Origin of the sequence: Pedobacter steynii (genome assembly GCF_001721645.1) — a bacterium.
Lineage (GTDB): Bacteria > Bacteroidota > Bacteroidia > Sphingobacteriales > Sphingobacteriaceae > Pedobacter > Pedobacter steynii_A.
In genome coordinates this window covers 530,307-554,216 of sequence record NZ_CP017141.1, presented here as the reverse complement: position 1 = coordinate 554,216, position 23,910 = coordinate 530,307, and the positions used below count along the sequence as shown (strand labels likewise).

The 23,910-nt window shown below is 40.7% G+C and carries 21 protein-coding genes; 9 read left to right on the top strand and 12 right to left on the bottom strand.

Translation table 11 applies throughout. From position 1 onward, the window contains the following. The first annotated feature begins 166 nt into the window (after window positions 1-166). A complete protein-coding gene (locus tag BFS30_RS02420; RefSeq protein ID WP_069377819.1) occupies window positions 167-772 on the top strand; it encodes a TetR family transcriptional regulator in 606 nt (201 codons plus the stop codon). Here BFS30_RS02420 and BFS30_RS02415 read toward each other — a convergent pair. Beyond that, complete coding sequence (locus BFS30_RS02415; RefSeq protein ID WP_069377818.1) at window positions 762-1,025, bottom strand: CBU_0592 family membrane protein; 264 nt, start codon at window positions 1,023-1,025, stop codon at window positions 762-764. The genes BFS30_RS02420 and BFS30_RS02415 overlap by 11 nt on opposite strands. A gap of 108 nt (window positions 1,026-1,133) precedes the next feature. Here BFS30_RS02415 and fbaA point away from each other — a divergent pair, with 108 nt between their 5' ends. Beyond that, window positions 1,134-2,213 carry a class II fructose-bisphosphate aldolase gene (gene fbaA, locus BFS30_RS02410; protein WP_069377817.1) on the top strand — a complete coding sequence of 360 codons (1,080 nt, stop codon included), beginning with the start codon at window positions 1,134-1,136 and terminating at the stop codon, window positions 2,211-2,213. A gap of 61 nt (window positions 2,214-2,274) precedes the next feature. Here the strand turns inward: fbaA and BFS30_RS02405 are convergent, their stop codons facing one another. Beyond that, window positions 2,275-4,185: a gliding motility-associated C-terminal domain-containing protein gene (locus BFS30_RS02405; RefSeq protein WP_069377816.1), complete on the bottom strand. Its 1,911-nt coding sequence runs from the start codon at window positions 4,183-4,185 to the stop codon at window positions 2,275-2,277. Window positions 4,186-4,504: 319 nt separating this feature from the next. Between BFS30_RS02405 and BFS30_RS02400 the strand changes: the two genes are divergently transcribed. Beyond that, window positions 4,505-4,930, top strand: coding sequence for a GNAT family N-acetyltransferase (locus BFS30_RS02400; RefSeq protein ID WP_069377815.1), 426 nt, complete (start codon window positions 4,505-4,507; stop codon window positions 4,928-4,930). 28 nt (window positions 4,931-4,958) lie between these two features. On the opposite strand, the gene BFS30_RS02395 is transcribed toward BFS30_RS02400, so the two are convergent. From BFS30_RS02395 to BFS30_RS02375, 5 genes are all read right to left on the bottom strand, one after another. Further along, complete coding sequence (locus tag BFS30_RS02395; RefSeq protein ID WP_069377814.1) at window positions 4,959-5,822, bottom strand: hydroxymethylglutaryl-CoA lyase; 864 nt, start codon at window positions 5,820-5,822, stop codon at window positions 4,959-4,961. Then, window positions 5,800-7,104 carry an NAD(P)/FAD-dependent oxidoreductase gene (locus BFS30_RS02390; protein ID WP_069377813.1) on the bottom strand — a complete coding sequence of 435 codons (1,305 nt, stop codon included), beginning with the start codon at window positions 7,102-7,104 and terminating at the stop codon, window positions 5,800-5,802. Before BFS30_RS02390 ends, BFS30_RS02395 begins: the two co-directional genes overlap by 23 nt. 82 nt (window positions 7,105-7,186) lie before the next feature. Continuing rightward, window positions 7,187-10,147 (bottom strand): protein translocase subunit SecDF, encoded by a 2,961-nt coding sequence (gene secDF, locus BFS30_RS02385; protein WP_069377812.1) that lies wholly within the window; start codon window positions 10,145-10,147, stop codon window positions 7,187-7,189. Between the two features lie 114 nt (window positions 10,148-10,261). After that, the gene (locus BFS30_RS02380) at window positions 10,262-10,747 is read right to left on the bottom strand and encodes a dihydrofolate reductase (protein WP_069377811.1); all 486 of its coding nucleotides are present in this window, start codon (window positions 10,745-10,747) and stop codon (window positions 10,262-10,264) included. Then, a complete protein-coding gene (locus BFS30_RS02375; protein ID WP_069377810.1) occupies window positions 10,744-11,538 on the bottom strand; it encodes a thymidylate synthase in 795 nt (264 codons plus the stop codon). The genes BFS30_RS02380 and BFS30_RS02375 overlap by 4 nt, the downstream gene beginning before the upstream one ends. 219 nt (window positions 11,539-11,757) lie before the next feature. On the opposite strand from BFS30_RS02375, the gene BFS30_RS02370 reads away from it, so the two are divergent. The 4 genes from BFS30_RS02370 (at window position 11,758) to BFS30_RS02355 (ending at window position 14,662) form a co-directional block, all read left to right on the top strand. Next, window positions 11,758-12,123 carry a helix-turn-helix domain-containing protein gene (locus tag BFS30_RS02370; RefSeq protein WP_069377809.1) on the top strand — a complete coding sequence of 122 codons (366 nt, stop codon included), beginning with the start codon at window positions 11,758-11,760 and terminating at the stop codon, window positions 12,121-12,123. Beyond that, window positions 12,120-13,022, top strand: a complete 903-nt coding sequence (locus BFS30_RS02365; protein WP_157262844.1) for an IS3 family transposase — start codon at window positions 12,120-12,122, stop codon at window positions 13,020-13,022. The genes BFS30_RS02370 and BFS30_RS02365 overlap by 4 nt, the downstream gene beginning before the upstream one ends. A gap of 412 nt (window positions 13,023-13,434) precedes the next feature. Beyond that, window positions 13,435-14,238 carry a 4-(cytidine 5'-diphospho)-2-C-methyl-D-erythritol kinase gene (gene ispE / locus BFS30_RS02360; protein WP_069377808.1) on the top strand — a complete coding sequence of 268 codons (804 nt, stop codon included), beginning with the start codon at window positions 13,435-13,437 and terminating at the stop codon, window positions 14,236-14,238. Between the two features lie 7 nt (window positions 14,239-14,245). Continuing rightward, window positions 14,246-14,662: an OsmC family protein gene (locus BFS30_RS02355; protein ID WP_069377807.1), complete on the top strand. Its 417-nt coding sequence runs from the start codon at window positions 14,246-14,248 to the stop codon at window positions 14,660-14,662. A gap of 104 nt (window positions 14,663-14,766) precedes the next feature. Here the strand turns inward: BFS30_RS02355 and BFS30_RS02350 are convergent, their stop codons facing one another. The 5 genes from BFS30_RS02350 to tgt all read right to left on the bottom strand — a co-directional run bounded on the left by BFS30_RS02350 (window position 14,767) and on the right by tgt (window position 21,705). Next, on the bottom strand, window positions 14,767-15,048 hold the full coding sequence (locus tag BFS30_RS02350; RefSeq protein ID WP_069377806.1) for a LapA family protein: 282 nt from the start codon (window positions 15,046-15,048) through the stop codon (window positions 14,767-14,769). Window positions 15,049-15,051: 3 nt separating this feature from the next. Next, entirely contained in the window at window positions 15,052-17,667 is a 2,616-nt protein-coding gene (locus BFS30_RS02345) for a TolB family protein (protein ID WP_237028698.1), read from the bottom strand. Between the two features lie 909 nt (window positions 17,668-18,576). Further along, window positions 18,577-19,470 (bottom strand): DMT family transporter, encoded by an 894-nt coding sequence (locus tag BFS30_RS02340; protein WP_069377804.1) that lies wholly within the window; start codon window positions 19,468-19,470, stop codon window positions 18,577-18,579. After that, complete coding sequence (locus BFS30_RS02335; protein WP_083251914.1) at window positions 19,471-20,574, bottom strand: LptF/LptG family permease; 1,104 nt, start codon at window positions 20,572-20,574, stop codon at window positions 19,471-19,473. It lies immediately after the preceding gene. After that, the gene (gene tgt, locus BFS30_RS02330) at window positions 20,575-21,705 is read right to left on the bottom strand and encodes a tRNA guanosine(34) transglycosylase Tgt (protein ID WP_069382244.1); all 1,131 of its coding nucleotides are present in this window, start codon (window positions 21,703-21,705) and stop codon (window positions 20,575-20,577) included. It lies immediately after the preceding gene. Between the two features lie 130 nt (window positions 21,706-21,835). Here tgt and BFS30_RS02325 point away from each other — a divergent pair, with 130 nt between their 5' ends. Both BFS30_RS02325 and rsmG read left to right on the top strand, forming a co-directional pair. Then, the gene (locus tag BFS30_RS02325) at window positions 21,836-22,957 is read left to right on the top strand and encodes a glycosyltransferase (protein ID WP_069377803.1); all 1,122 of its coding nucleotides are present in this window, start codon (window positions 21,836-21,838) and stop codon (window positions 22,955-22,957) included. Then, complete coding sequence (gene rsmG, locus BFS30_RS02320) at window positions 22,948-23,580, top strand: 16S rRNA (guanine(527)-N(7))-methyltransferase RsmG (protein WP_069377802.1); 633 nt, start codon at window positions 22,948-22,950, stop codon at window positions 23,578-23,580. The genes BFS30_RS02325 and rsmG overlap by 10 nt, the downstream gene beginning before the upstream one ends. Window positions 23,581-23,910 lie beyond the last annotated feature (330 nt).

Here is a 23,910-nt window from a genome sequence, read left to right as displayed (position 1 = left end):
TAGAAATTTATCCCCTTCAAGGCGGCGCTAAGTTCTGGTGCTCATGTTATTGTAATGTTAATATCAAATTAATAATTTAATTGAACATTCATTCAATCTATTAAAATAAATTTGCGTTGTAACATTACTTTTGAGTAGTTTGCCGTATTAAGAACCATTAAGAAGTATGGGTAGAAAAAGTCTTAAAGAAGAAAGACAACGGGAAATTATAAAAGTGTTTTATAAGGTTGCCAAGAAAGAGGGGTATGAAAATACCTCAATTGCAAAGATTGCGAAAGTGATGGATATCAATCCAAGCCTGGTTATCCATTATTTTGAGACTAAAGAAGACCTTACTTATGCATTAATAGATTATATACTGGAAAGGTATCTGCTTATTTTTACAGTAGAGCAGAAGAAAGGAGTAACGATTGCCGATTTGCAAAAAACAATAGAAATGCTTTTCTCCAAGAAGTGGAACCTATTGTTCGATGACGGGCTTTTTTATACTTTTTATGCGCTGGCCTTCCGGGAGAAAAAGATCAAGATAAAATATAAGGCCATTTTGGATTCTTTGCGTTTCACCCTTGCTATGATCATTGAACAATGTAATCAGACAAATGAGTTAAAAATTTCAGATCCGAAGAGCACTGCCGACCTGATTTTTGTATTGGTGGACGGAGCTTACTTTTATCTTTCCATGGAGAGTGATAAACTGGCCTATCAGAAAAAACTCGATGATTATAAGCGTAATGCGTATCAGATATTAGGCATCACACCCATTATTTCTTAGATGCATTTGCCTGAGTCCTTAACTGACGTCCCAGGGCATAGAGACCGATAAACATCCAAAGCAGATTGGCAACAGCATTGGGCATATCATCACTTTCCAATGCGATAGTGACCAGACATAAGCCGCCGATAATATTCAGCAATTGAAAAATAAGAGAATCTGCCTTGATGATTTTAACGCTCAACAGGAAATAGCCGAGGGTACAGAATACCACTCCAAGCCAGCCGATGCAAGTAAATAAAGTCTGTAGCATAGTAAGGTGTGTCGGCTTAAAGTTATTAAATTAGTTTATAATTTGTTGGCCACAGATTTGGTCAGCGTGATATTTTTCATAACTTCGGCATATAAAAAAAAATAAAAAATGAGTTTAAAAGGCTATAAAGGCGTAATTTACGGAGATGCCGTTCAGGAATTATTTGAACAGGCTAAAAAACATCAGTTTGCATTACCTGCGGTTAATGTTACCGGTACCAACACGATCAATGCGGTAATGGAAACAGCTAAAGCGGTTAATTCACCTGTTATGATTCAGCTGTCAAATGGCGGTGCCCAATTTTATGCAGGAAAGACATTGAATAATGACAATTTAAATGCCTGCGTATTGGGAGCTGTGTCTGCGGCTAAACACGTTCATTTATTAGCAGAACATTATGGTGTTGCAGTTGTATTACATACTGACCATGCCGCTAAAAAATTATTACCATGGATCGACGGTTTGTTGGATCATGGAGAGAAATTTTTTGCTGAGCACGGTAAACCATTGTTCTCTTCTCATATGCTGGATTTGTCAGAGGAACCTATTGAAGAAAATATGGAAATCTCTGCTAAATATCTTGCACGCATGGCTAAAATGGGTATGACCATTGAAATCGAACTTGGTGTAACCGGTGGAGAAGAAGATGGCGTTGACAATAGTGATGTCGACAGCTCAAAATTATATACGCAGCCCTCAGAAGTAGCTTATGCTTATGAGGAACTAAGTAAAGTAAGTGATAAATTTACTGTAGCTGCAGCTTTTGGTAATGTTCATGGTGTTTATAAACCAGGTAACGTGAAATTGCAGCCGGTAATCCTTAAAAATTCTCAGGATTTCATCAAAGAGAAATTCGGATTGACTGCAGAAAAACCAATCAATTTTGTATTCCACGGTGGATCAGGTTCTTCTCAGGAAGAAATCAGAGAGGCCATCTCTTATGGAGCGATCAAGATGAACATTGATACTGATATGCAATGGGCATTCTGGGAAGGAATCTTAGATTATTACACTGCAAATGAAGCTTATCTTCAAGGTCAGATCGGTAACCCTGACGGAGAAGATAAACCAAATAAGAAATATTATGATCCGCGCGTATGGTTGCGTAAGGGTGAAGAAGCTTTTGTTAAACGTTTAACTCAGGCTTTTGAAGACTTAAACTGTAAGGACGCAAGCGATAAACTATAAGTTTTATTGATGATCCTGAAAGCGCCTCAGAAACTTTTCTGTGGCGCTTTTTTTTGTAGCCTTACCTCAGAACAGTAATAGGTCCTGTGAGGATTTTCTGTCCGTTGTGAAGGTTAATCAAATAATAATAAGTACCAACGGGCACATTTACCCCTTTGTACCTTCCATCCCAGGTTTTGTGAGCAGATGTGGAGCTATATACACGTTCACCATACCGGTTAAGAACTTTGATTTCTGCATCAGGATAAGCCTCTAATGCGCCGATATTCCATACATCATTGATTCCATCACCGTTAGGGGTAATGGTATTCGGAATGTTCAGTTTTTTGAATACCTTAATGGAAACGCTGGAACTGGAACCGGGACAACCCTTCTCCGACCAGACATTTAAAGTATAGGTGATGTCTTCCGGCGGACTGGCTACCGGATTAAGTTTGGCAGGATCATCCAGATAATTGGAGGGGGTCCAGAAATACGTAATGTGGTCACCGGAGACTTTGCCTTCAAGTGTGATGGGCTGCCCCTCTATAATTGACCGGTTATTCCCTGCATCAGTTGTTGCTTTTTTATGCACATTTACAATGACGTATGTGGTACTTTCGCAGGCACCGTTAGAAACCGCTACATTATAAACGGTTGTGATTGTAGGGGAGGCAATAGGATTGGGAATATTAGCAGCAGATAAACCTACAGATGGCGTCCATTTATAGGTTGTGCCTCCGGAAGCCTTAAGTGCAATTGAAGCTCCTTCGCAGATAGAAACAGATTGAGCATCGACTGCAGCTACCGGTGGGGGGATAACAGAAACATTAATCTGTGCCACAGCTGAACAGGTTCCGGAGTTGACCATGGTTACCTGATATGTTCCTGCATGGGCCAGACTGGCATTTTCAATGACCGGTGATTTAAGATTAGAGCGATAATTACCCGGACCTGTCCATAAATAGGTGTCAGCTATTCCATCCACGTTTAAATTGATCTTGTTTCCTATACAAACGCTTTGTTGACTAGTCAGGCCTGGCTTTGGTGCGGGATTTACCTTAAGGGTCACTATAGGAGAGGCTGTTCTACATGCAGGAGAGTTGAAATTGTTTACTTCTGCAGCCATCATACGGTATTCATATTTCCCGGGTGGTAAAGATTGAGGTGGAATGGTTAGTTGTCTGGTTGTTTCATTATTGAGGTCAACCCAGCCTGTACCACTGTTTCTCTGCCATAAGTAACGAAGACTTGCTGATCCTGCTACCTGTGTAGAAATACTTACCGCAGTATTTTCATTCTCACAAATTGTTTTTTCTGTTAGTCCCGAGTTATCTATATCGGCAGTGATTTTCGGGCCGCATGGTCTGAAGGTAATATCATCCAAAGCAAGATCGTTTCCGACTCCACCGGGTGCGTTGTTAATGATTTTAATTTTAACCCGGGTTACATTACCTGTGGTGCGGAATAAAAATCCATATTGCTTCCAGGCCGGTTGGGAGCTCTCAGGAATATCGCCGGTACTGTAGCTGCTCAACACTTGGTCGTCCATAGTAAGAACCATAAAGGTCAGATTCGGTTTGATTCCTGGGGATTTGAGCAGATTTGATACCCAGGCTGCAAATTCATAAGTGGTATTTGGACATAAATCGGTTGTAACATCAGTTGCATAAAAAATACCGGGTGCATAACTGGCGTTCACCATCATCAGGTAACCATCAGGATCATTTGGTGTATGGTCTGGAAGGAGATGCCAGGCCCCCCCACTATTTACACTCTTTTCGATGGTATAAGAACCATCAGGTGGTGATCCGAAAGCCATGTAGGTATAATTTGTATTTGTACCCAATGATGGGCCAAAGAAACTACTGCCTCTTCCAAAGTCAATCTGTACGACAGGATCACCAAAACTTCCCTGACAGATCTGTGAAATGGCTTTGTTGCTAAAAATTAAAAAACAACTCAGGTAAATAATATAAATGGTCTTGTTCATTCTTTATTTCAGTCAGTCCAATATCAATTTAGGTCCATCAGGAACTTATTCCTGAAAAAGACGAAAATTACAGAGGTATCCCCCCTCTGATTTAAAGATATATGACTAATCTAAATACTTGTATTTTGTTACACAAGTATTTGAATGACAATTATTTGCTGTTAATTTTATTATTGTGTAAATACTATTTTCATATTTATTTTAATTGCAAAAAATTGTAAAAATAACATCCAATTATCTCTCTTTGGGGGTTTAAATGTGGATTGGCTTGGCTATCTAATCCGTTAGAATTTAGCATATTTGTACAAATCGATTCGACATGGAAACACTATTTGTAAATAAAGCAACGAACAAAGAAGAGCTGGAAAAAGTATTTGCGATCAGAAAACTGGTATTTGTAGAGGAACAGAACTGTCCGCCTGAACTGGAATGGGAATATGAAGAAGAATCGGTTCATTTTTTGGCATTGATGAATAATCAGCCATGCGGCGCTTGTCGTTGGAGAAAAACAGAAAATGGGTATAAACTGGAACGGTTTGCGGTACTAAAGGAATTCAGAGGAAAGCGGGTTGGGCAGGCATTGGTTGCTGCAGCATTATCCGATCTTCCCGCCGGTGCAGACTATATTTATCTGAATGCCCAGTTAGATGCAATGCCTTTGTATGCTAAATTTGGTTTTATAGCTGAAGGCGATCAATTTGAAGAAGCAGGAATCCAGCATTTTAAAATGGTGAAGAAAGGGTAGAAGCCAGTAGAATCTACCCGAAATATAACTATAGGAAGATTTTTGAGGAGAGCTGTACCGCAGCTTTCCACTTTTCCATATCCAGATTTAACTTTTCGCCCTTACTTTCCAGAAACCAGATCAGGTCTTCTGTGGCCAGGTTTCCGGTGAGGTCATCGGCTGCCATCGGACAGCCTCCAAAGCCTTTCAGTGCGCTGTCAAAACGGAAGCAACCACTTTCATAAGCAGCGGCTATTTTTTCGATCCTTGTTTCCGGAGTACTGTGTAAATGTACGCCTATCTCTACCTGAGGGAATTTTGCGGTAAGTCCTGGTAAAATTGTTTTTATTCTTTCCGGAGAAGAGACGCCAATGGTATCAGATAAGGACAAAATCCTGACACCGTTGTTTACGAGTATATCTGTCCATTTCTCTACGATCTCCTCATTCCATTCGTCGCCATAAGGATTTCCAAAGCCCATAGACAGGTAAACGACTGCTGTTTTGTTGTGCTGATCACAAAATCCCAGCATTTGTTTTACCGTGTCCAGCGAGGCGGCAATACTGGAATTGGTATTACGCATCTGGAAGGTCTCAGAGATAGAGAAAGGAAAACCGAGGTAACTGATCTCTTCATGTTTCACCGCTTCTTCTACGCCTCTTAAATTGGCTACAATGGCCAGCAGTTTAGATTTTGACTGACTGAGGTCCAGTTTAGACAATACTTCTGCGGTATCCCTGAGTTGGGGAATGGCTTTTGGGGAAACAAAACTGCCAAAATCGATGGTATCAAAGCCTACTTGCAGTAATAAATTGATGTACTCTGCCTTTAGGTCGGTATCAATAAAATGATGAATGCCCTGCATGGCATCCCTCGGGCATTCTACTAGTTTAATCGATTTTTGCTGGTTCATGTTGTTCTTTCTTGTGGTACGGACGAATGATTAATCGGGTTCCCCGGTCATAGCTGAAATAACTCCATACCCAGTTTACAAAAACCACGAGTTTATTCCTGAATCCTACCAGGGTCATCAAATGTACAAACATCCAGGTAAACCACGCGAATACTCCCTGAAATCTGATTTTATGAAGGTCAACAACCGCACGGTTTCTTCCCACAGTTGCCATTGCTCCTTTATCAAAATATTTAAAGTTTTCAGTAGGTTTCTTTTCTATGAGGTTCAGCAGGTTTTTAGCCAGCAGCTTTCCCTGTTGAATTGCGGCAGGAGCCACACCAGGATGTCCGTTAGGGAATTCATCGGTGATCATTGCAGCCACATCGCCTATGGCATAAATGTTTTCGTAGTGTTCCACCTTATTGATTTCATTCACCTTAAGTCTGTTGCCCCTCACTACGGCCTCAGGACTTAGTCCATCTAATACGACACCTTTAACTCCCGCAGACCAGATGACGTTTGAAGAAGGAATTTTTTGGCCGTCAGCAAGCGATAATTCCTTTCCATCGAAAGACTGAACCCTGGACTCTGTCATGATTTTAACCCCAAGTTCTGTTAAGAAATCATGCGCTTTTTTCTGAGCCTGAGGGGACATGGCTCCCAATAATTCCGGAGATCCTTCGATCAGGTAAATGTGTACTTTGTCAATATCCAATTCAGGATAATCACTTTTCAGTACGTGTTTTTTTAGTTCCGCAATCGCACCCGCAGTTTCTACACCGGTAGGTCCACCACCAACGACTACAAAACTCAGCAATTCATTTGCCGTTAGGGGATCCGGAGCAATTTGGGCCGCTTCTAAGTTCTGCAGGATCAGACTTCTCAGATTTAAGGCTTCAGGAATGGATTTCATCGGCATCGCATTGCCCTCAATCTCCGTATTCCCAAAGAAGTTACTGGTGGATCCTGTGGCAATCACCAGGTGATCATAATCTATGGTACCGATAGAAGTTTCAATGCAGTTGGTTTCCGGGCTTACTTTTTTCACTTCTGCTACCCGAAAAGTCAGGTTCTTTTGCCCCTTAAAGATTTTTCTGAGTGGGAAAGCTATGGAGTCAGCTTCCAGTCCGCCGGTGGCTACCTGATAGAGCAGGGGTTGGAAAGTATGGTAGTTATGTTTGTCTACCATAATGATTTCAATATTTTTATTCCTTAGTTTCTTCGCTAATTCTATCCCTCCAAATCCGCCGCCTACAATTACTATTCTGGTTTTGTTGCCTTTTGGGAAATGCTGCTCCATAATGATGTGTTTTCGTAAATATACATAACAAACAAAAAGGCACCCAAAAAGGGTGCCTTTAATTATCATTTGTAAGTAATTCTTACTTATTCTTTCCTAAGTCAATTACAATCGGGGTAGAGATACATAATGAAGAATATGTACCGATGATACGACCGATTAATAAGGCGAAGATAAATCCACGGATACTTGCTCCACCGAAGATGAAGATGACAAGTAATACAAAGAATACCGTTAATGAAGTTAAAATAGTACGGCTCAACGTGCTGTTCAGGGCAAAGTTGATCAGTTTATTACGCTCTTCACCATGAAGGTCTTCTTTACCGCTTTCTGCCAGTCTTTCACGGATACGGTCAAATACAACCACCGTCTCTGTCATGGTATACCCCATTACCGTTAAGATCGCTGCAATGAAATCCTGTCCGATCTCTAAAGAGAATGGTAGCACACCATCTAAAATGGTATAGAATGAAAGTACCAGAAGCACATCATGGAACAAGGCGATTACCGCACCTAAACCGTAGTTCAGTTTCTTAAATCTGATTACGATATAGATGAACATCACCAAACAAGAGAACAGGATAGATCCATAAGCTCTGGTAACGATATCACTTGCGATGATCGGACCTACCTTCTCATTACTTTCGATGGTATATTTAACACCGGTTTTAGCCAGACCGTCTTTCAGTGCTTTCTCTACAAGTTTGTCTGCTCCGGTATTCTGATCTGTGATGTGATAAGTAGTAGTGATTTTTAATTCATTATCTGCACCTGCAGTTTTAACGATGGTCTCAGATTCAGGGAATACTTCTGCTAATTTAGATTTAACATCTTCAGTTTGCATTCCTTTATCAAAATGAACGATATAAGTTCTACCACCTTTAAAATCGATACCCAGGTTTAATCCACCATTTTTGAAATAGAAGATGAAACCAAGAACGATGATCGCAGTAGAAATTGCATAGTAAACTTTTCTATGTCCAACGAAGTTAAACGCAATGTTTTTGAATGCGTGGATCGTGTGTTTGTTACCGAAAGTAATGTTTGATTTTTTCTCCAGTAACCATTCGAATACCAGACGTGAGATCAATACCGCACAGAATAGGGAAGAAAGGATACCAATACAAAGCGTGGTTGCAAAACCCTGAACCGGACCTGTTCCGAAGATGAAAAGAATCACACCCAATACCAATACGGTAACGTTAGAGTCAATGATAGAAGACATGGCATGTTTGAAACCTTCTTTGATGGCAACCGGTGTTGGCTTGCCTAAAGTCAGCTCTTCTCTTACACGTTCAAAAATCAGGATGTTCGCATCTACGGATAAACCGATTACCAATACGATACCTGCGATACCAGGCAAGGTTAATACTGCACCTAGTGAAACCAGGATACCCATGATGAAGAATAAGTTGATCACCAGGGCAAGGTTAGCTACCCATCCTGCTTTATTGTAATATAGAGCCATGAAGACTAAGATCACGATAAATGCAAGGACAAATGAGAGTAAACCATTGTCAATTGCTGCCTGACCCAATGAAGGACCAACAACGAACTCACCAACGATTCTTGCAGGAGCAGGAAGTTTACCTGCTTTTAAGATGTTTGCTAAATCCTGGGTATCATTTACGGTAAAGTTACCGGTGATCGATGAAATACCATTAGGGATCTCATTTTGTACCGTAGGAGCAGAGTATACCGTATTGTCTAAGACAATAGCAATAGATTTTTTATTGTTTGGATCTGCAGAAGCTTCCGCAGTAATTTTTTTCCATTTTGCAGCACCATCACCAGTCATGTACATGGTTACTTCCGGTCTGCCTTTCTGATCGTAATCATGACGGGCATCGCTGATCGCATCACCACCTAAATCTGGTTTGCCATCCATCGCTGTTGCCTTAATGGCATACAGTTCAAAAACCTTAGCACCACCAGTAGTCGTTACATCCATTGGTTTAACGCTCCACATGAACTTGAAGCTCTGAGGAATGATAGAAGCAATTTCAGGTCTTTTGAAATAAGAGTTTACTTTGGCTGTATCTTTTTGAGCTACCCAACCTACAACTGGTCCCGGACGTAATGAAGTCTGTCCGTTTTGTTCCTGATAGGTAGGAACATTTAATACCGCGAATAATGGGTTTGATTTTGACAGCTCATTAGTTTTTGTAGCGGCAGAATCTTTAGTGTCTTTATTTTTAGCCAGACCTGCAAGTTTACTTTCAGATTTAGCAGTGGTATCAGTAGCTGTTGCAGGAGCAGCAGGCTCAGTAGATTTTAACGTCGAAGCAAGTGTCTTGTTAATGTTCTCCATGATCGAGTACACTTCCTCATTGTTGTATACCTGCCAGAATTGTAATTCTGCAGAACCTTGCAATAATTTGTGAACCCTTTCTTTATCCTGAACACCTGGCATCTCAATCAGGATACGGTTGGTACCTTCTTGTTTCTGCATGTTCGGACTTACCACACCGAAACCATCGATACGGCTTCTGATGATGATGAAGGAACGGTCAATCGCACTTGTCGCTTCTTTAGATAAATAACTTTTTACCTCTGAATTGCTCGCATTGGCTTTAAGCAATTTAGCGTTATCCTGATTAGAGAAGAAATCAGCAAGCTTCACATTTGGAGAAAGTTTTTCGAATTCATCTACAAACAAAGCGATGAAATCTTTTCCACCAGCGTTTAGTTGTGTTTGTGCAGCAGACAATGCTTTGTTGAAGTTCGCATCATCAGTATTGCCGGCTAAAGATTTAACCAATTCAGATAACGAGATCTCCATCGTTACGTTCATACCACCTTTAAGGTCTAGCCCAAGGTTAATTTCTTTTTCTTTACAGAACTGGTAGTTAAATCCAAAAACAGGATAAACCGGCACTGTGGCCATGGAGTCTAAATAAGCTTTTTCCTTATCCACATTCCCTTTAGCATAAGCTTTTGCGTCTTTTTCAACTTTCGATGTGACAAAGTTGAATGAGAGAGAATACACACAGACAATACCCAATAGTATTGCCATAAATTTAATAAAACCTTTACCCTGCATTTGTTTGTAATTATTAGTCTATATAAGCTATATATTTTTTTAACAAGTCGGCAAATCTAATTATTTTTTTAAATAATAGGCCACGTTATTAAAGTTTTTATTATGGGGGCTTAACTATTTGCGTTCAAGCGTTGAAAACGTGTAAGCAACCCTGTTTTTTTCATCTGGCTGATGATTTTCTATACTTGTTTCTGTCCACTCTCCGGGAACTAATTCCGGGAAAAAGGTATCTGCTTCGTAGGTTTGATGTACCCTGGTCAGATAAATCCTGTTTGTGGCCTCCAGTGCATGTTTGTAGAGTTCTGCACCACCAATGATGAATACCTCTTTTTCTGCAGCACAAAGTCTGATGGCTTCTTCGAGGCTATGGGTTACTTCTGTTCCGGGAAGATCCAGGCCGCTGTTCCTGGTAATGATGATATTACGTCGGTTGGGAAGAGGCCTGCCGATAGAATCATAGGTTTTTCTACCCATGATGATGGTATGCCCGCTGGTGATGTCTTTGAAATGTTTTAAATCTGCTGGAAGATGCCATAATAACTGGTTGTCTTTGCCGATGGCGTTATTTTCGGCAATGGCGACTACTATGGAAAGGATCATACGGCAACGGCTCCTTTAATATGAGGGTGTGGCTCATAACCCTGCAGGCTGAAATCTTCAAATTTAAAATCAAGGAGGTTTTTGACCTCAGGGTTAATTTCCATTGTGGGCAATTTTTTTGGCTCCCTGCTCAATTGCAGTTTTGCCTGTTCAATATGGTTATTGTACAAATGGGCATCGCCAAGGGTATGAATGAAATCTCCATATTGAAGTCCGCATACCTGAGCAACCATCATGGTCAATAAAGCGTAAGATGCAATATTAAACGGAACTCCCAAAAAGATATCTGCACTTCTCTGATAAAGCTGACAGCTTAATTTGCCGTCGGCTACATAAAACTGGAAAAAGGCATGACATGGAGGTAAGGCCATCTCTTCAATATCTGCGACATTCCAGGCAGACACGATGATCCTTCTTGAATCAGGGTTGTTTTTAATGCTGTTGATGATCTGACTGATCTGATCAATCTTTCTGCCATCTGGTGTAGGCCATGATCTCCATTGTGAGCCATAAACCGGCCCGAGGTTTCCATCTGCATCTGCCCATTCATCCCATATCTTTACCCCGTTATCCTTTAAGTACTTTATATTGGTATCTCCACTCAGGAACCAGATCAGCTCGTGGATAATGGATTTTAAGTGTAATTTTTTGGTAGTTACCAACGGAAAGCCTTCCTGAAGGTTAAACCTCATCTGATAGCCAAATACACTAATCGTTCCTGTTCCTGTCCGGTCATGCTTTTGTGTGCCATGATCCAGCACATGCTGCATTAAATCTAAATATTGTTTCATGTATTGTTAAGCTCCTTTTTCTTTCTCCTGTGCTTCCCTGCAAGATACTACGTTCTCCCGGTTTTCATAGAGGTCCTGCAAAATTAAAAAATAAAAAATCAGCATCGTTCAAATCGGTTCTTTTTTTCTGTGCAATGCGTTTCGGTTGTCTTCGGGATTCCTCTGTCCGTTCCTGCCCTGAGTTTACATAAGAAAGTTTTTCAAGAGAGAAAAATGAGTATGAAAAATGAACGTCCAAACAAAAGAAAAGGAGGCACAGAGTGGAATCATTCCGAGAGTCTTAGAGTACAGATCGCCTTAGAGTATCTTGATGGTGATTTTAGCCAGGTTCAAATAGAACGTAAGTATGGGTTATCGCCCAATACGGTTTATAGATTCGTATCTTGGTACAAAAGTAATCATAACCATCTTATGCCAGAAGCCGTCAACGTAGCTGAAGAGCTGCCTTTCAGCGCTAAAGAACGAAGAGAGCTGGAAAAGCGGCTGGCCTTATCAGAACTGAAGGTCGCCGTGCTGGAAAAAGTGATTGCCATTGCTAATGAGGAATATGGTACAGATCTTAAAAAAAAAGCTGCTACCAAGTGATCTCAGAACTCAGAGGCACCCGCAAATACTATAGCATAGCTCTTCTTTGCGCCACATTTGATTATACCAGGCAAGCCTGGTATAATCATCTAAAAAGTGTTGAATTGCATCTTCTGGAGGAGCATATTGTACTTGAAAAAATCATTGAGATCCGTAAAGCGCTTCCTAAAACAGGATGCATAAAGTTGTATAAAGAACTCAATAATGGCTTTTTACAGGCCCATGGTATCACTATGGGAAGAGATGCGGTATTTGAATTCGTACGTTCTAATGGAATGTTGATCAAGACAAAAAAGAAATGGGTTCGTACAACAAATTCTTTTCACCGGTTTAAAGTTCATCCTGATCTGGTGCAGCGCAGGCCAGCGATACATGCTGAAGAAATATGGGTAAGCGATATTACTTATCTGCGTACCAGTACTTGTTTTCTTTATTTATCACTAATCACAGATGCCTATTCAAGAAAGATCGTAGGTCATCATTTGGCGACTGATTTAAAGGCAATCGGATGTATTAAAGCATTAAATCTAGCCTTAAAAGGAAGATTGTATCCAAACAGACCCCTTATTCATCACTCAGACAGAGGAACTCAATATTGTTGCGATGACTATGTGACCATGCTTAAAGACAATGGAATACAAATCAGTATGACTCAGACAGGCAGTCCATATGATAATGCAATAGCAGAAAGAGTGAATGGAATACTGAAAATGGAACTAGGGTTGGAAAAGACCTTTAAAAATGTAGCCCAGGCGAAAGTATCAGTAGAACTGGCTATGGATAAATACAATAATTTAAGAATGCATTCCAGTTGCGAATTCCAAACCCCACAGCTGACTCACATGGTGGAGAATATCGTTCCAAAACAACAAAAAACACAATCCTTACTGCCTATGTAAACTCAAAACAGGAAAATCAGCATTTTTGGGTAAACTTATATCAGTAATAAAATTTATCATTGTAAACCTATATCAGTAAAACAAAAAAACTACGTAAACACTAATCAGTAATTTACTTTCTGTATGTAAACTTATTGCAGTATAAGACACTCTGTAATGAGTCCTGATCCGGGAGGTAGTTGCGAGGTAGTTGCGAGGTACTTGAAAGGTTAAAACAATAATGCAACTACCTCCCAGATACCGGTCAACTACCTCGCAACTACCTTCCAACCCCGGAGTCTGTATGGAGGATCCCCGAAGACATTTACTCCTGCTTTTTCCTGTGATTAATTTATAGATAAAAGATCGGGGGGACTAATCAAATTAGTGTTTTGTCTTCATTTGTGTAAGTTTGCAATACAAACTGAAAATAATGCTTGCATTTGCCAACGCCAAAATTAATCTTGGATTACACGTCACCGGAAAACGTGCAGATGGGTATCATAATATAGAAACCATTTTTTATCCGGTAAAAATTTATGATGTTGTAGAGACACTGGATGCTGATGTTTTAAGCTGCACCATTCGCGGTACGGCTATTCCGGGTAATGCCGGGGATAACATCTGCCTTAAAGCTTATCATTTGTTGAAAAGAGATTTTGATCTTCCTCCGCAGCAGCTATGCTTATTAAAAAATATTCCGATAGGTGCCGGATTGGGAGGTGGCTCGGCTGATGCTGCTTTTCTGATTAAGCTGCTCAACGATAAATTCAAATTGTCCCTTTCGCAGGAACAGATGGAAAACTATGCGAGGCAACTTGGAGCAGACTGTGCTTTCTTCATCAGGAATGAGGCTGTTTATGCAGAAGGGAAGGGGGATGAGTTTACTGAAATCAGTATTGACCTCAGGGAGTACTTTCTGGTACTTGTAAAACCAGATGTTCATGTTTCTACGGCTGAGGCCTACGATGGAATAAAGTCTACTAATCCTATTACATCGCTAAAAGATTTAATACATTTGCCTTTGAGCGAATGGAAAGCAAACCTGAGAAACGATTTTGAAACCTCTGTGTTTTTAAAATATCCGGAAATTGAAGTCATCAAGAACAATCTTTACCAAAGCGGTGCAATTTATGCTTCGATGAGTGGAAGCGGATCTTGTGTGTATGCTATTTTTGGATCAGCGGTAAAACTTCCTGAACTCGAAAGAACAAATAACGTATTTTACAACGTTTAATATAATTATGGAAATCAACCTGATAAGAAAAAGCGGTAAATTTAATTTTGAAGCAGAAAACTCCGGAGGTCATACGGTTGAACTTGATGCCAAACCTGAAATCGGTGGAGAGGGAAAGGGCTTCAGACCCATGGAGATGTTATTGATTGGTCTCGGTGGTTGTAGTGGAATTGACATGGTCAATGTCCTGAACAAGCAAAAGGAACCTTTAAACGATGTGAAGATCAAAATTAAGGCAACCAGAAAAACAGAAGAAATGCCGCCGATATTCGAGGTGATTGATATTCATTTTGAATTGTATGGTGCTTTAAATGTTCAAAAGGTAGAGCGTGCACTGGCGCTTACTTTTGAGAAATATTGTTCGGTATCTAATATTCTGGGGCGTTCTGCAACCATAAACTTTAGTTATAACATCCATCAATAAACCTGATTTCATTTGTCTCAGAAAAAAAATGTTTCTGTATCAGGTGGAAAAATGGCTGCAATCTTTTTCAGTCAGGGAAAGATTGCAGCGGGTAATAGAAATTCTTAACTGATATAATCGCGATCTGAATCGCTGATTGATTTTTTATGGTCCTCAGGTTTTACCTGGGGATTTTCTTTATGGTCATAGCTGCTTACCGTTACCTTTGGCCTTCCGACCCAGTAGCCCAGGATAAAGCCGATAAAAGTACAGACTCCGACTACCAGTAGTTTAGATATGTCTTTTTTAACGAATATAAAGTTAAACTCTACGACATCGGTGTTGATCATTAAAAAGATCGTAATGAGCACCGTAAAGACGATAATGAAAATTGTTTTAGTACGCATGACTTAAAAGCTATAATTTAAAATTAGTTCTAATATAGGGTTTTGGTGATACATTTTGTTCACAAAAACGACCCTTCCTCCAACATCTACCAAAGGTTTGTAACGCAGCAGGTTCATACTACTACGTAATTCGAAGCCAAAAGTTTTAGGTTCAGCCAGATTTGTTTCGTCACCCAGATTTTCATAATGGCAGAAAAGTCCTCCCCGAAGATTCCTGATGTAAGCCAATGGTCCGATCTCTGCATCAGGAAAGACGATAGGAAAACGATAATTGAGCAGCAGCGTATTTTTTAAATTGCTTTTTGCAGGAATATTGCTGTACCCATAGACGGTGTTGATCTCCCGGTCATATCTTCTGATTCCTGAAGTTTTCTGATAACTGAAATTGGCCAGGAAAGAGTGATTTCTGGCAATGCCAGGAAAATAAAGAAAACTCTCCGCAGCAAAAAGCTCACCTGACAGTTGCTGGTCGAATGGTTGATGCAGATAGGTGAACCTGAGGATCTGAGCCCATTTAGGGGCAACATCCCTTTCAGACTGACGGGTAGTGTGGGTAAAAGTGAAGCTGTATTCCATTGGGAATTTAAGCGTGGTGATATAGTCCTTCGGCATATTCTCGGGAAGATACCTTTGGGTATAGCTGGTCGAGGTGTTCAGGGAGAAATTATAAGTGTGGTTCAGGGCATTCAGGCTGATCGGCAGGCTGGCTCTGAGCTGAATGTTGTTTTCTCTCCAGTCACCTTGCTGTACGCCTGATTTGCTATTGTAAAACGTGCGTCTTGGTCTGTTTCTGTAAACTGCGCTGAGTACCGGGTACCATGCCTTGTAGTTTAGCCCGGCATTGTACTCGAAGCGGTTGAGGTCCCGGAAATAATTTACTCCGGCAAAAACATTCATGGTATTCAGCAGGTTGTCTGAGTTGATCTGTAATCCCCCGCGATACTCATCTTCAATCACCGGGATGATGCTGTGAACATTAAACAGATTTCCAAAAGCCCGATAGGGTTTGGAAGTAAAGCTGCTATCCGGGATTTGAGAAAACACATTTCCTGAATTCTCCTGTAGGGCTGCAGCTTCGCCTAGAAAGACGAAATTGTTTTTTCCCGGATCCTGAAGTTCTATCGGGCTTTCTGCAATCTCATAACCCTGCAATCCGTAATTGTTGAAAAAGATGGATTGCTGATCCGGAGAAAGGCTTGGGTTGAAGGCTCCGTATTTTGCGGCGCTCAGAGCGCTTATCTTTTTGCTGACGGGTTCTATGCAATAGATATTGTCGATTCCATTGTAGTGAGCGTTAAAAGCGATTCCCTGAGGAATATAAACCGGCCTGCTCAGTTGCTGTTGTGTTTCTTCGATCAGGACCTTGACTTTTCCGGTCCGGTCGATGCTCCTCAAAGACTTTCCTTTTTCACTGACAGAGACAAATGCGACTTCCTCTCCATCGGGGCTATAGGCCGGAGTTTGAAGGATCAGGTTTTCTGTATTCGGATAGGTGTGGAGTATCCCGCCGGTTTTTGCATCCAGTTCTACCAGATTGCACTGATTGCTCAGGTCAAATCTCACTGCAACGATCTTTTTTCCATCAGCCGATAGGGCAGGGGAGAAGAGTCTGCTTCGCGAGCTCAGCTTTTTAGTTTGTCTGCTTTGGAGATCATAACTGGTAATGACACTGTAACTTCGCTGCCTGTACCTCGGGTCGTACCTTACTTCATCCCATACCAGTATTCCGTTGGCATAGCTGAACCAGGGTTGTTCCTGGTATCCGATGGAAAGTAACCTGGTTTCTTTTTTATCCGGGCTGATGATCACGAAGTGTGCAGGCTCAGCCTTGCTTTGTTTCAAAGCAAGGATCCGGTCGTCAGCGATTTTTACCGGCATGAACCAACTGCTGGCATAGTCTGCTTTTTTGTTCAGGGAAGGGTAGTTTCTGGCTGGTGATTTTTGTGCCTGAAGTTCCCATTCCCGGCGAAGATTTTCGGTGGTATTACTGAACCATTCCCGGCTTCTTTTTCCAGTGAATTTTTTCAGACTTCCGGAGAAAGGGTAGAGGCGGAGGGGCCGCTGTTTGATGTCGGTAAGCAGGCTGTCAAAAATGTTCTTTCCCGATTGTTTTCTAAGGTTGGAAGCCATGACATATCCGAGTTGATAATAGCCTGGAGTGAGGTCCTTTTCCGAGTCGAAATTTACCTTGCTGTAGGAGAATTTTTTTCCCTCCAGCAGCTGGGTGCGGTAGGGCATAATCCAGGAAGGGATTCTTCCGCGGCCGGCATTGGTTAAGGACGTTTCAGTGCTTACGGCATCGCCTTCAAAAAACCACAATGGAATGCTTACCCCAAACCAGGCAAGGTATACCTGTTCCGGAAAAGGATGGGCCAGCCCGCCGGTCAGTTTATCGAACTGTGCAACATGACGGAGTTCGTGAACGGCGAGGTTATTCAGCCAGTCCTGACTGTCGAATTGCTGTGGGGGAGTGGTATAGAATTCTGATTTCTTAGGGCCGAGCTGAACGAAGCCGTTGGCGATTACTCCACGGTTCTGAAGCAGGATCGGAATGCTGGTGTGCTGACGACCGATGCTGGCTCCGACGTAGGGGTAGATGTGCCTAAGGGTATTGGTCATTCTCTGTGCTTCTTTCTCGAGCTCATCCGGATAGATGATGCGAAACCCTGAAGCGTTAATTTGCCTCCATTTTACACTAAGTGGGTTTTGCTCAGCGTTAAATATTTGTGAAAAACTTTTATGTGAAATTAAACTTAATACTGATGCTGTTATTATGCTGATTAGTAGGTTTTTATTTTGTTTTAAAATTATCATTATGATACTATGCTAAAATAATTAGTTTTTTAAATTTTTAATGGCCTTTTTTATTTAATCTGTAATTTTAATTAAATCTTGTATTTGCTTTGATTATCAGTTGTTTTTGTTTTTATCATTAAAATTTTGTGTTTTCATTTAAGGCCTTTTTTGTAGTGGTAATCAGCGTTTGTTTGTGAATTTTAGCAGGATGCAGATCGTTGCCTTGAATCTGCGGTTAAGGTACACTATTTGATGCTGAATTACAATACAAAAATCGGTATTAAAGTTTGATCTTACAGGCTGAATGTATGATTTTCGTTTCCTGATTATGGTGGATGTTGGCCTCTTTTTTTTGGGATTTCATCTCTCCCCTACCCCTATCATATTAAGATTCTGATCGAAAATGTAGTCTTGTTCTACTCCTTTAACTTGATTTACCTACTGCGTTTTTGCTTCTGGATTTACATTCTTCAGCTACAATTTTTCTTTTTGCCGGATGGAATTTGCGCAGGTTTTCTGAATCAGATCGGGGAAAATTTACGTCGTGTTACGGAACAGTTGAAGAGGGACGAGTGTCCCCTTTTTTGCCGCATCTTTGAATGTGATCTTACTTTGAGCCGGGATAAAAAACAGGTCAGATTGCGCTTGCTTTTCAGGATGAGCCGAGGTGTTTTTAGTGTTGGTTTTTGAGTGAATAGGGGAGCGGGACAGTGTGGATTCTGACTGAAATCTTTAGCTTAAATTTTTACGTTTTTTATAGATCGGATAGAGGAATACGGCTCCGATAATTAGAGTTGCTCCAAGGTAAAAACCAACCGACATGGTCTCCTTTGTTCCAAAGAAAATGAACGCCAGAATGATGCCGTAAACGGGTTCCAGATTGGTGATTAATGCAACACGGAAAGCAGATAAAGTACGCATCACAGAGACGCCTGCAACGTAGGCTAAAGCGGTACAGATTGTGCCTAATAAAAGGAGGTAAGACCAGTCCTTAAAGCTGAGATTAAAGCTCTCTGAAAGTAAGGATTGATCGCATAATCTGTATAAGGAAATCCAGAAAAATGCACCGGCCATTTCATAAAATCCGATGATTTTAGGATCACTTTTCTGAACTAGAGTAGAGTTAATTGTAGAGAATAAACTGGAGGCTAAAGCGGATAAAAGACCCAATATGATGCCTAGTGTATACCCTGATTCGAATTTAAAGATCATATAGATACCCAGGATGATGATTAACCCGATTATGACGTCTGGTATCAAAATAGATTTTTTCTTGATCAGGGGCTCTAATATTGCGGTAAATAATGTAAAAGACGACAAACAAACGAGTGTAACGGAGACAGTGGAGACCTTTATCGCATAAAAAAACAGAATCCAGTGGATCGCTACGATGCTTCCCGTAAAGAAAAATTGAAAGAATTGTTTCTTTGAAATCCTTAAACTCGTCTTGCTAAAAGTAAAATAAGCGAGTAAAGTAAGGCTGGCAATCAATACCCTATACCAGACCAATTGCACCGCATTAATAGAAATCAGTGCGCCAAGAATGCCGGTAAATCCCCAGATGAAAACAGTAAAATGTAAGATTAACAGATTTCGGTTTGGATGAATACTGGCCGGATTGTCCATTTATTTTGGCGCTTTTCTAAGTAAATAATACCCCAGAAGGCCAAAAAATATAGTGGGTACGAGTACAGCAAATAGTGGTGAAATGCCACCTTTAAGAGAGAACATCTTAGCAAACTGATTCAATACAATGTAACAAAAGCTTAAAATTATGCCTATTCCCAATGGAAGTCCGACCCCTCCACGAACCTTTCTGGATGACAAGGCTACCCCAATAAGGGTGAGTACGAAAGCCGACAAGGGCTGTAAATAGCGTTTATATCTTTCAAAAAGGAGGTCGTTCATAATGCCCGAGCCCCGGATTCTTTCCTTTTTTATCTTATCTGAAAGGTCCTTGTTGGAAAGGTTTTCGAAGACATTGTCGTAGGCTGAAAAGTCGTCAGGACGCATATCCAGAATGGTATCTTTAGTTTTGGAAGCACCATTGATCATCGTCTCTTTTAAACCGTCAATCTCTCTTACAGAGTAATTGGTTAGCTTCCAGGAACGTTTAACAGAGTCCCATTTGATCTCATCAGCAACAATTTTCTTAGTCAGTACATCTCCCTTGAAGTTGTCTAATGAGAACTGAGAGCCAATTTTACTCTTGTTGTCAAAGCTCCTCATATAGATGTAAGTACGCTCATCCAGTTTCATGTGGATATCGCTCTTACTGGTCGGGTCGTTCTTCTTTATATACGTGTTCTCAAAGTTGTTTTTAACCTGATTGGTATAAGGAAGGATATATAAATTGGAAGCGAGGTTGACCGAAAAGATGATAAATGCAGATATAAAGTAAGGCAATAAAAAGCGGTTAAAGCTTACTCCACCACTCAATATCGGCACGATTTCCGTTTGATCGGCCATTTTTGCGGTGAAAAAGATCACCGCAATAAAGTTGATCAGCGGAGAAAGCATGTTCACATAAAAAGGAATGGAACCCGCATAATATAGGGATACGACTTGCCAGAAGGTCAGGTTATTACCGAGGAAGTCATCCAGTTTTTCAGAAAGATCAAAGATCACAATGATGACCACAAACAGCGTCAGGGTATATATAAATGTACCCAGATACTTACTGATGATGTACCAGTCGATAATCTTAATCCTGCCTTTGATGAAGTTCATTTACAATTTATTACCTAATATAGTCACCATTTTGTTCTTCCAGGCGTAAAACTCACCGCTGATGATTTTTTCCCTTGCGGTTCTAACCAGCCAGAGGTAGAAGTGAAGATTATGCAAAGTTGCAATTTGCGCGCCAAGCATTTCTTTCGAGTGCATAAGGTGTCTTAAATAGGCTTTAGAATAAACCTGATCTGCATGTAGGTCACTTTCCGCATCAATCGGAGAAAAATCATTCTCCCATTTTTTGTTTCCTATATTGATGATTCCATTTCTGGTAAACAACATTCCGTTCCTGGCGTTTCTGGTGGGCATTACACAGTCAAACATGTCTACGCCTAAGGCGATGTTTTCCAGGATGTTAATCGGTGTTCCTACACCCATCAGGTATCTTGGTTTATCGTATGGAAGAATGTCGCAAACCACTTCTGTCATGGCGTACATTTCTTCAGCAGGTTCGCCTACAGATAATCCACCGATGGCATTTCCTTCACGGCCCATTCCTGCAATAAATTCAGCGGATTTAACCCTTAAATCTTTATATACAGAACCCTGTACAATAGGAAATAAGGTTTGATTGAATCCGTATTTTGGTTCGGTTGTGTCAAATCTGGTGCAGCAGCGTTTCAACCAGCGATGGGTCATATTGATAGAATTCGCTGCGTATTTATAATCGCATGGGTAAGGTGTACACTCATCAAAAGCCATAATGATGTCAGCACCAATTGTACGCTGAATATCCATTGCATATTCTGGCGTGAAAAGGTGTTTTGAGCCGTCTATATGAGATCGGAAAGTTACCCCTTCCTCCTTAATCTTCCTTACTTTACTCAATGAATAGACCTGATAACCTCCGCTATCAGTTAAAATCGGACGGTCCCAGCCAATGAATTTATGCAATCCACCGCCTTGTTCTATAATGTCTAAGCCTGGTCTGAGGTATAAATGATAGGTATTGCCCAATATAATTTTGGCATCTATATCGTCTTTAAGTTCGCGTTGATGAACCGCTTTTACGGTTCCTGCAGTGCCAACAGGCATGAAAATAGGAGTTTGTATCTCTCCGTGATCTGTTGTTACTGTTCCTGCTCTTGCCTTTGAATGTGTATCGTTTGCCTGTAAGGTAAATTTCATAAATCTGTATGCTCCACTAAAATCTGCCAAAAGTAGCAAAAATAGCGCTATAAATGGGCTAAATTTTTTATCAACAAAAAGGAACATTACAGATTAAAAACCAGAAATTTGACGGCTACAAAAATACATCGTGGAATTAACCTTACTTGAGAGTTGCCTGCTCGGCTCATTGATCTTCTGTTTCTTAATACAATTATACTTTAGTCTGTTTGTCCATCTGAAACTGGCTTTTTTTCCGGTGGAACCTATCCCTGAGACCGCTACAGCTCCGCTGAGTGTGATCATTTGCGCAAGGAACGAAGCAGATAACCTGAGGGAATACCTGCCTGCCGTGATGAATCAGAATTATCCTGATTTTGAGGTGGTTGTGGTTAATGACAGGTCATGGGACGGAACAAGGCAGGTTCTGGAAGAGTTTGCCAAAGCATATAAACACCTTAAGATCGTCACCATTACGGAGGGTGAAAAATTCATTGCCGGTAAAAAATTCGCAGTTACAATGGGGATTAAAGCCGCTTCCAACGACTGGCTGGTATTTACTGATGCGGATTGTGTTCCTGCTTCAGCAAACTGGTTGCTAGGTATGCAGCAATCGGAAATCCCGAAAACAGAAATTGTTTTGGGCTATTCCCCTTATCTTAAAAAACGAGGTGTTCTAAATGCTTTGATTCGTTTTGAAACCTTTTTTACTGCAGTAAATTACCTTTCTTATGCGATTAAAGGGATGCCATATATGGGGGTAGGGAGAAATATGGCCTATAAAAAGACGCTATTCTTTAAAAATAAAGGCTTCGCTGCACATATGCATATCCCTTCAGGTGATGACGATTTATTTGTCAATGCCAACGCGCATGTTCATAACACAGAAATCAGAATTAATAAAGAAAGCCAGGTATGGTCTGAGCCGAATACCAGTTTTGGCGCTTACCTGCGACAAAAAAAGAGGCATTTTGGTGCCGGAAAGTTGTATAAAGGAAAACATAAATTTATCCTTTCCTCCCAGATCATCTTTCAGTTCCTGTTTTATGCCTTCTTTGCTGCATTATTGTTCTTTAAAGCTACATTATATCTTGCTTTGGGCATTTTTCTGTTGAGTATTATCATCAGATGTTTCATTTATCCGCGGATTTTAAAACGGCTAAATTATAGTGACTTGAGGTGGTGGTTTCCTATTCTGGACATTCTCCTGTTCATTTTTCTCGTGTTTAATGGCATTCTGTCTATATTTGTTAAAAAAGTAAAGTGGAAATAAGATCAACGCTAATACAAGAATATTTTAAGGATCTGACTGAGGAGCAAATTGCTCAGTTTGATCGGTTGTATGATTTATATAGTTTCTGGAATTCCCAGATCAATGTGATCTCCAGGAAAGATATCGATGAACTGTATGTTCGCCATGTCCTTCATTCTCTCGGTATTGCGAAGTTTTGCTCTTTCAAACCTGGAGAAAAAGTGCTGGATGTAGGAACAGGAGGAGGCTTCCCGGGCATTCCTCTAGCTATTTTGTTTCCTGAAACACAGTTTCATCTGGTGGATTCTATAGGGAAAAAGATTAAAGTGGTTACAGAAGTCGCGGCAGGTCTTGGACTGAAAAATGTGAAGGCCAGTCACCTGAGAGCTGAACAGGTGAACGATAAGTACGATTTCGTAGTTTCCAGAGCCGTTACCCGTCTGATTGACTTTTATCCCTGGGTGAAAGGCAAGTTTAATAAAGATTCAAAAAATGCAATTGCCAACGGCATCCTGTATCTTAAAGGTGGTGATCTTGCAGAAGAAATCGCAGAATCAAGACTAAAAGCGGAGCTCTATCCACTTGCAGATTATTTCAAAGAAGATTTTTTCGAAACCAAATTTGTGGTTTATATCCCTCAATAACGGATTCTTCTCTTAAGAATGCTATAAAAAAGCAGATATACTTTTCATCCCCGAATCTTTGCTGAAGGGCAAATATTCGAATGTCTTCAAAGTACATCTGCTTTTTTTATGAAATCCTGCATACCATTACTAGCGGGAATCCTGCTTCCAGTCCATTCTCTTGTAATCCATTATAATTAACCAGGATGCCGCATCGTTATTGAGTCCATTTGTAGTTTTTCTCCACTCTCTGTTAATTAGAACACCTGATGTTGAGGCGGAGCGCCCTTAACACTTCATCCGGAGCAATATTTTTCCAAAAAAAAGATGCGTTCCGGGAAAAGGCATAGA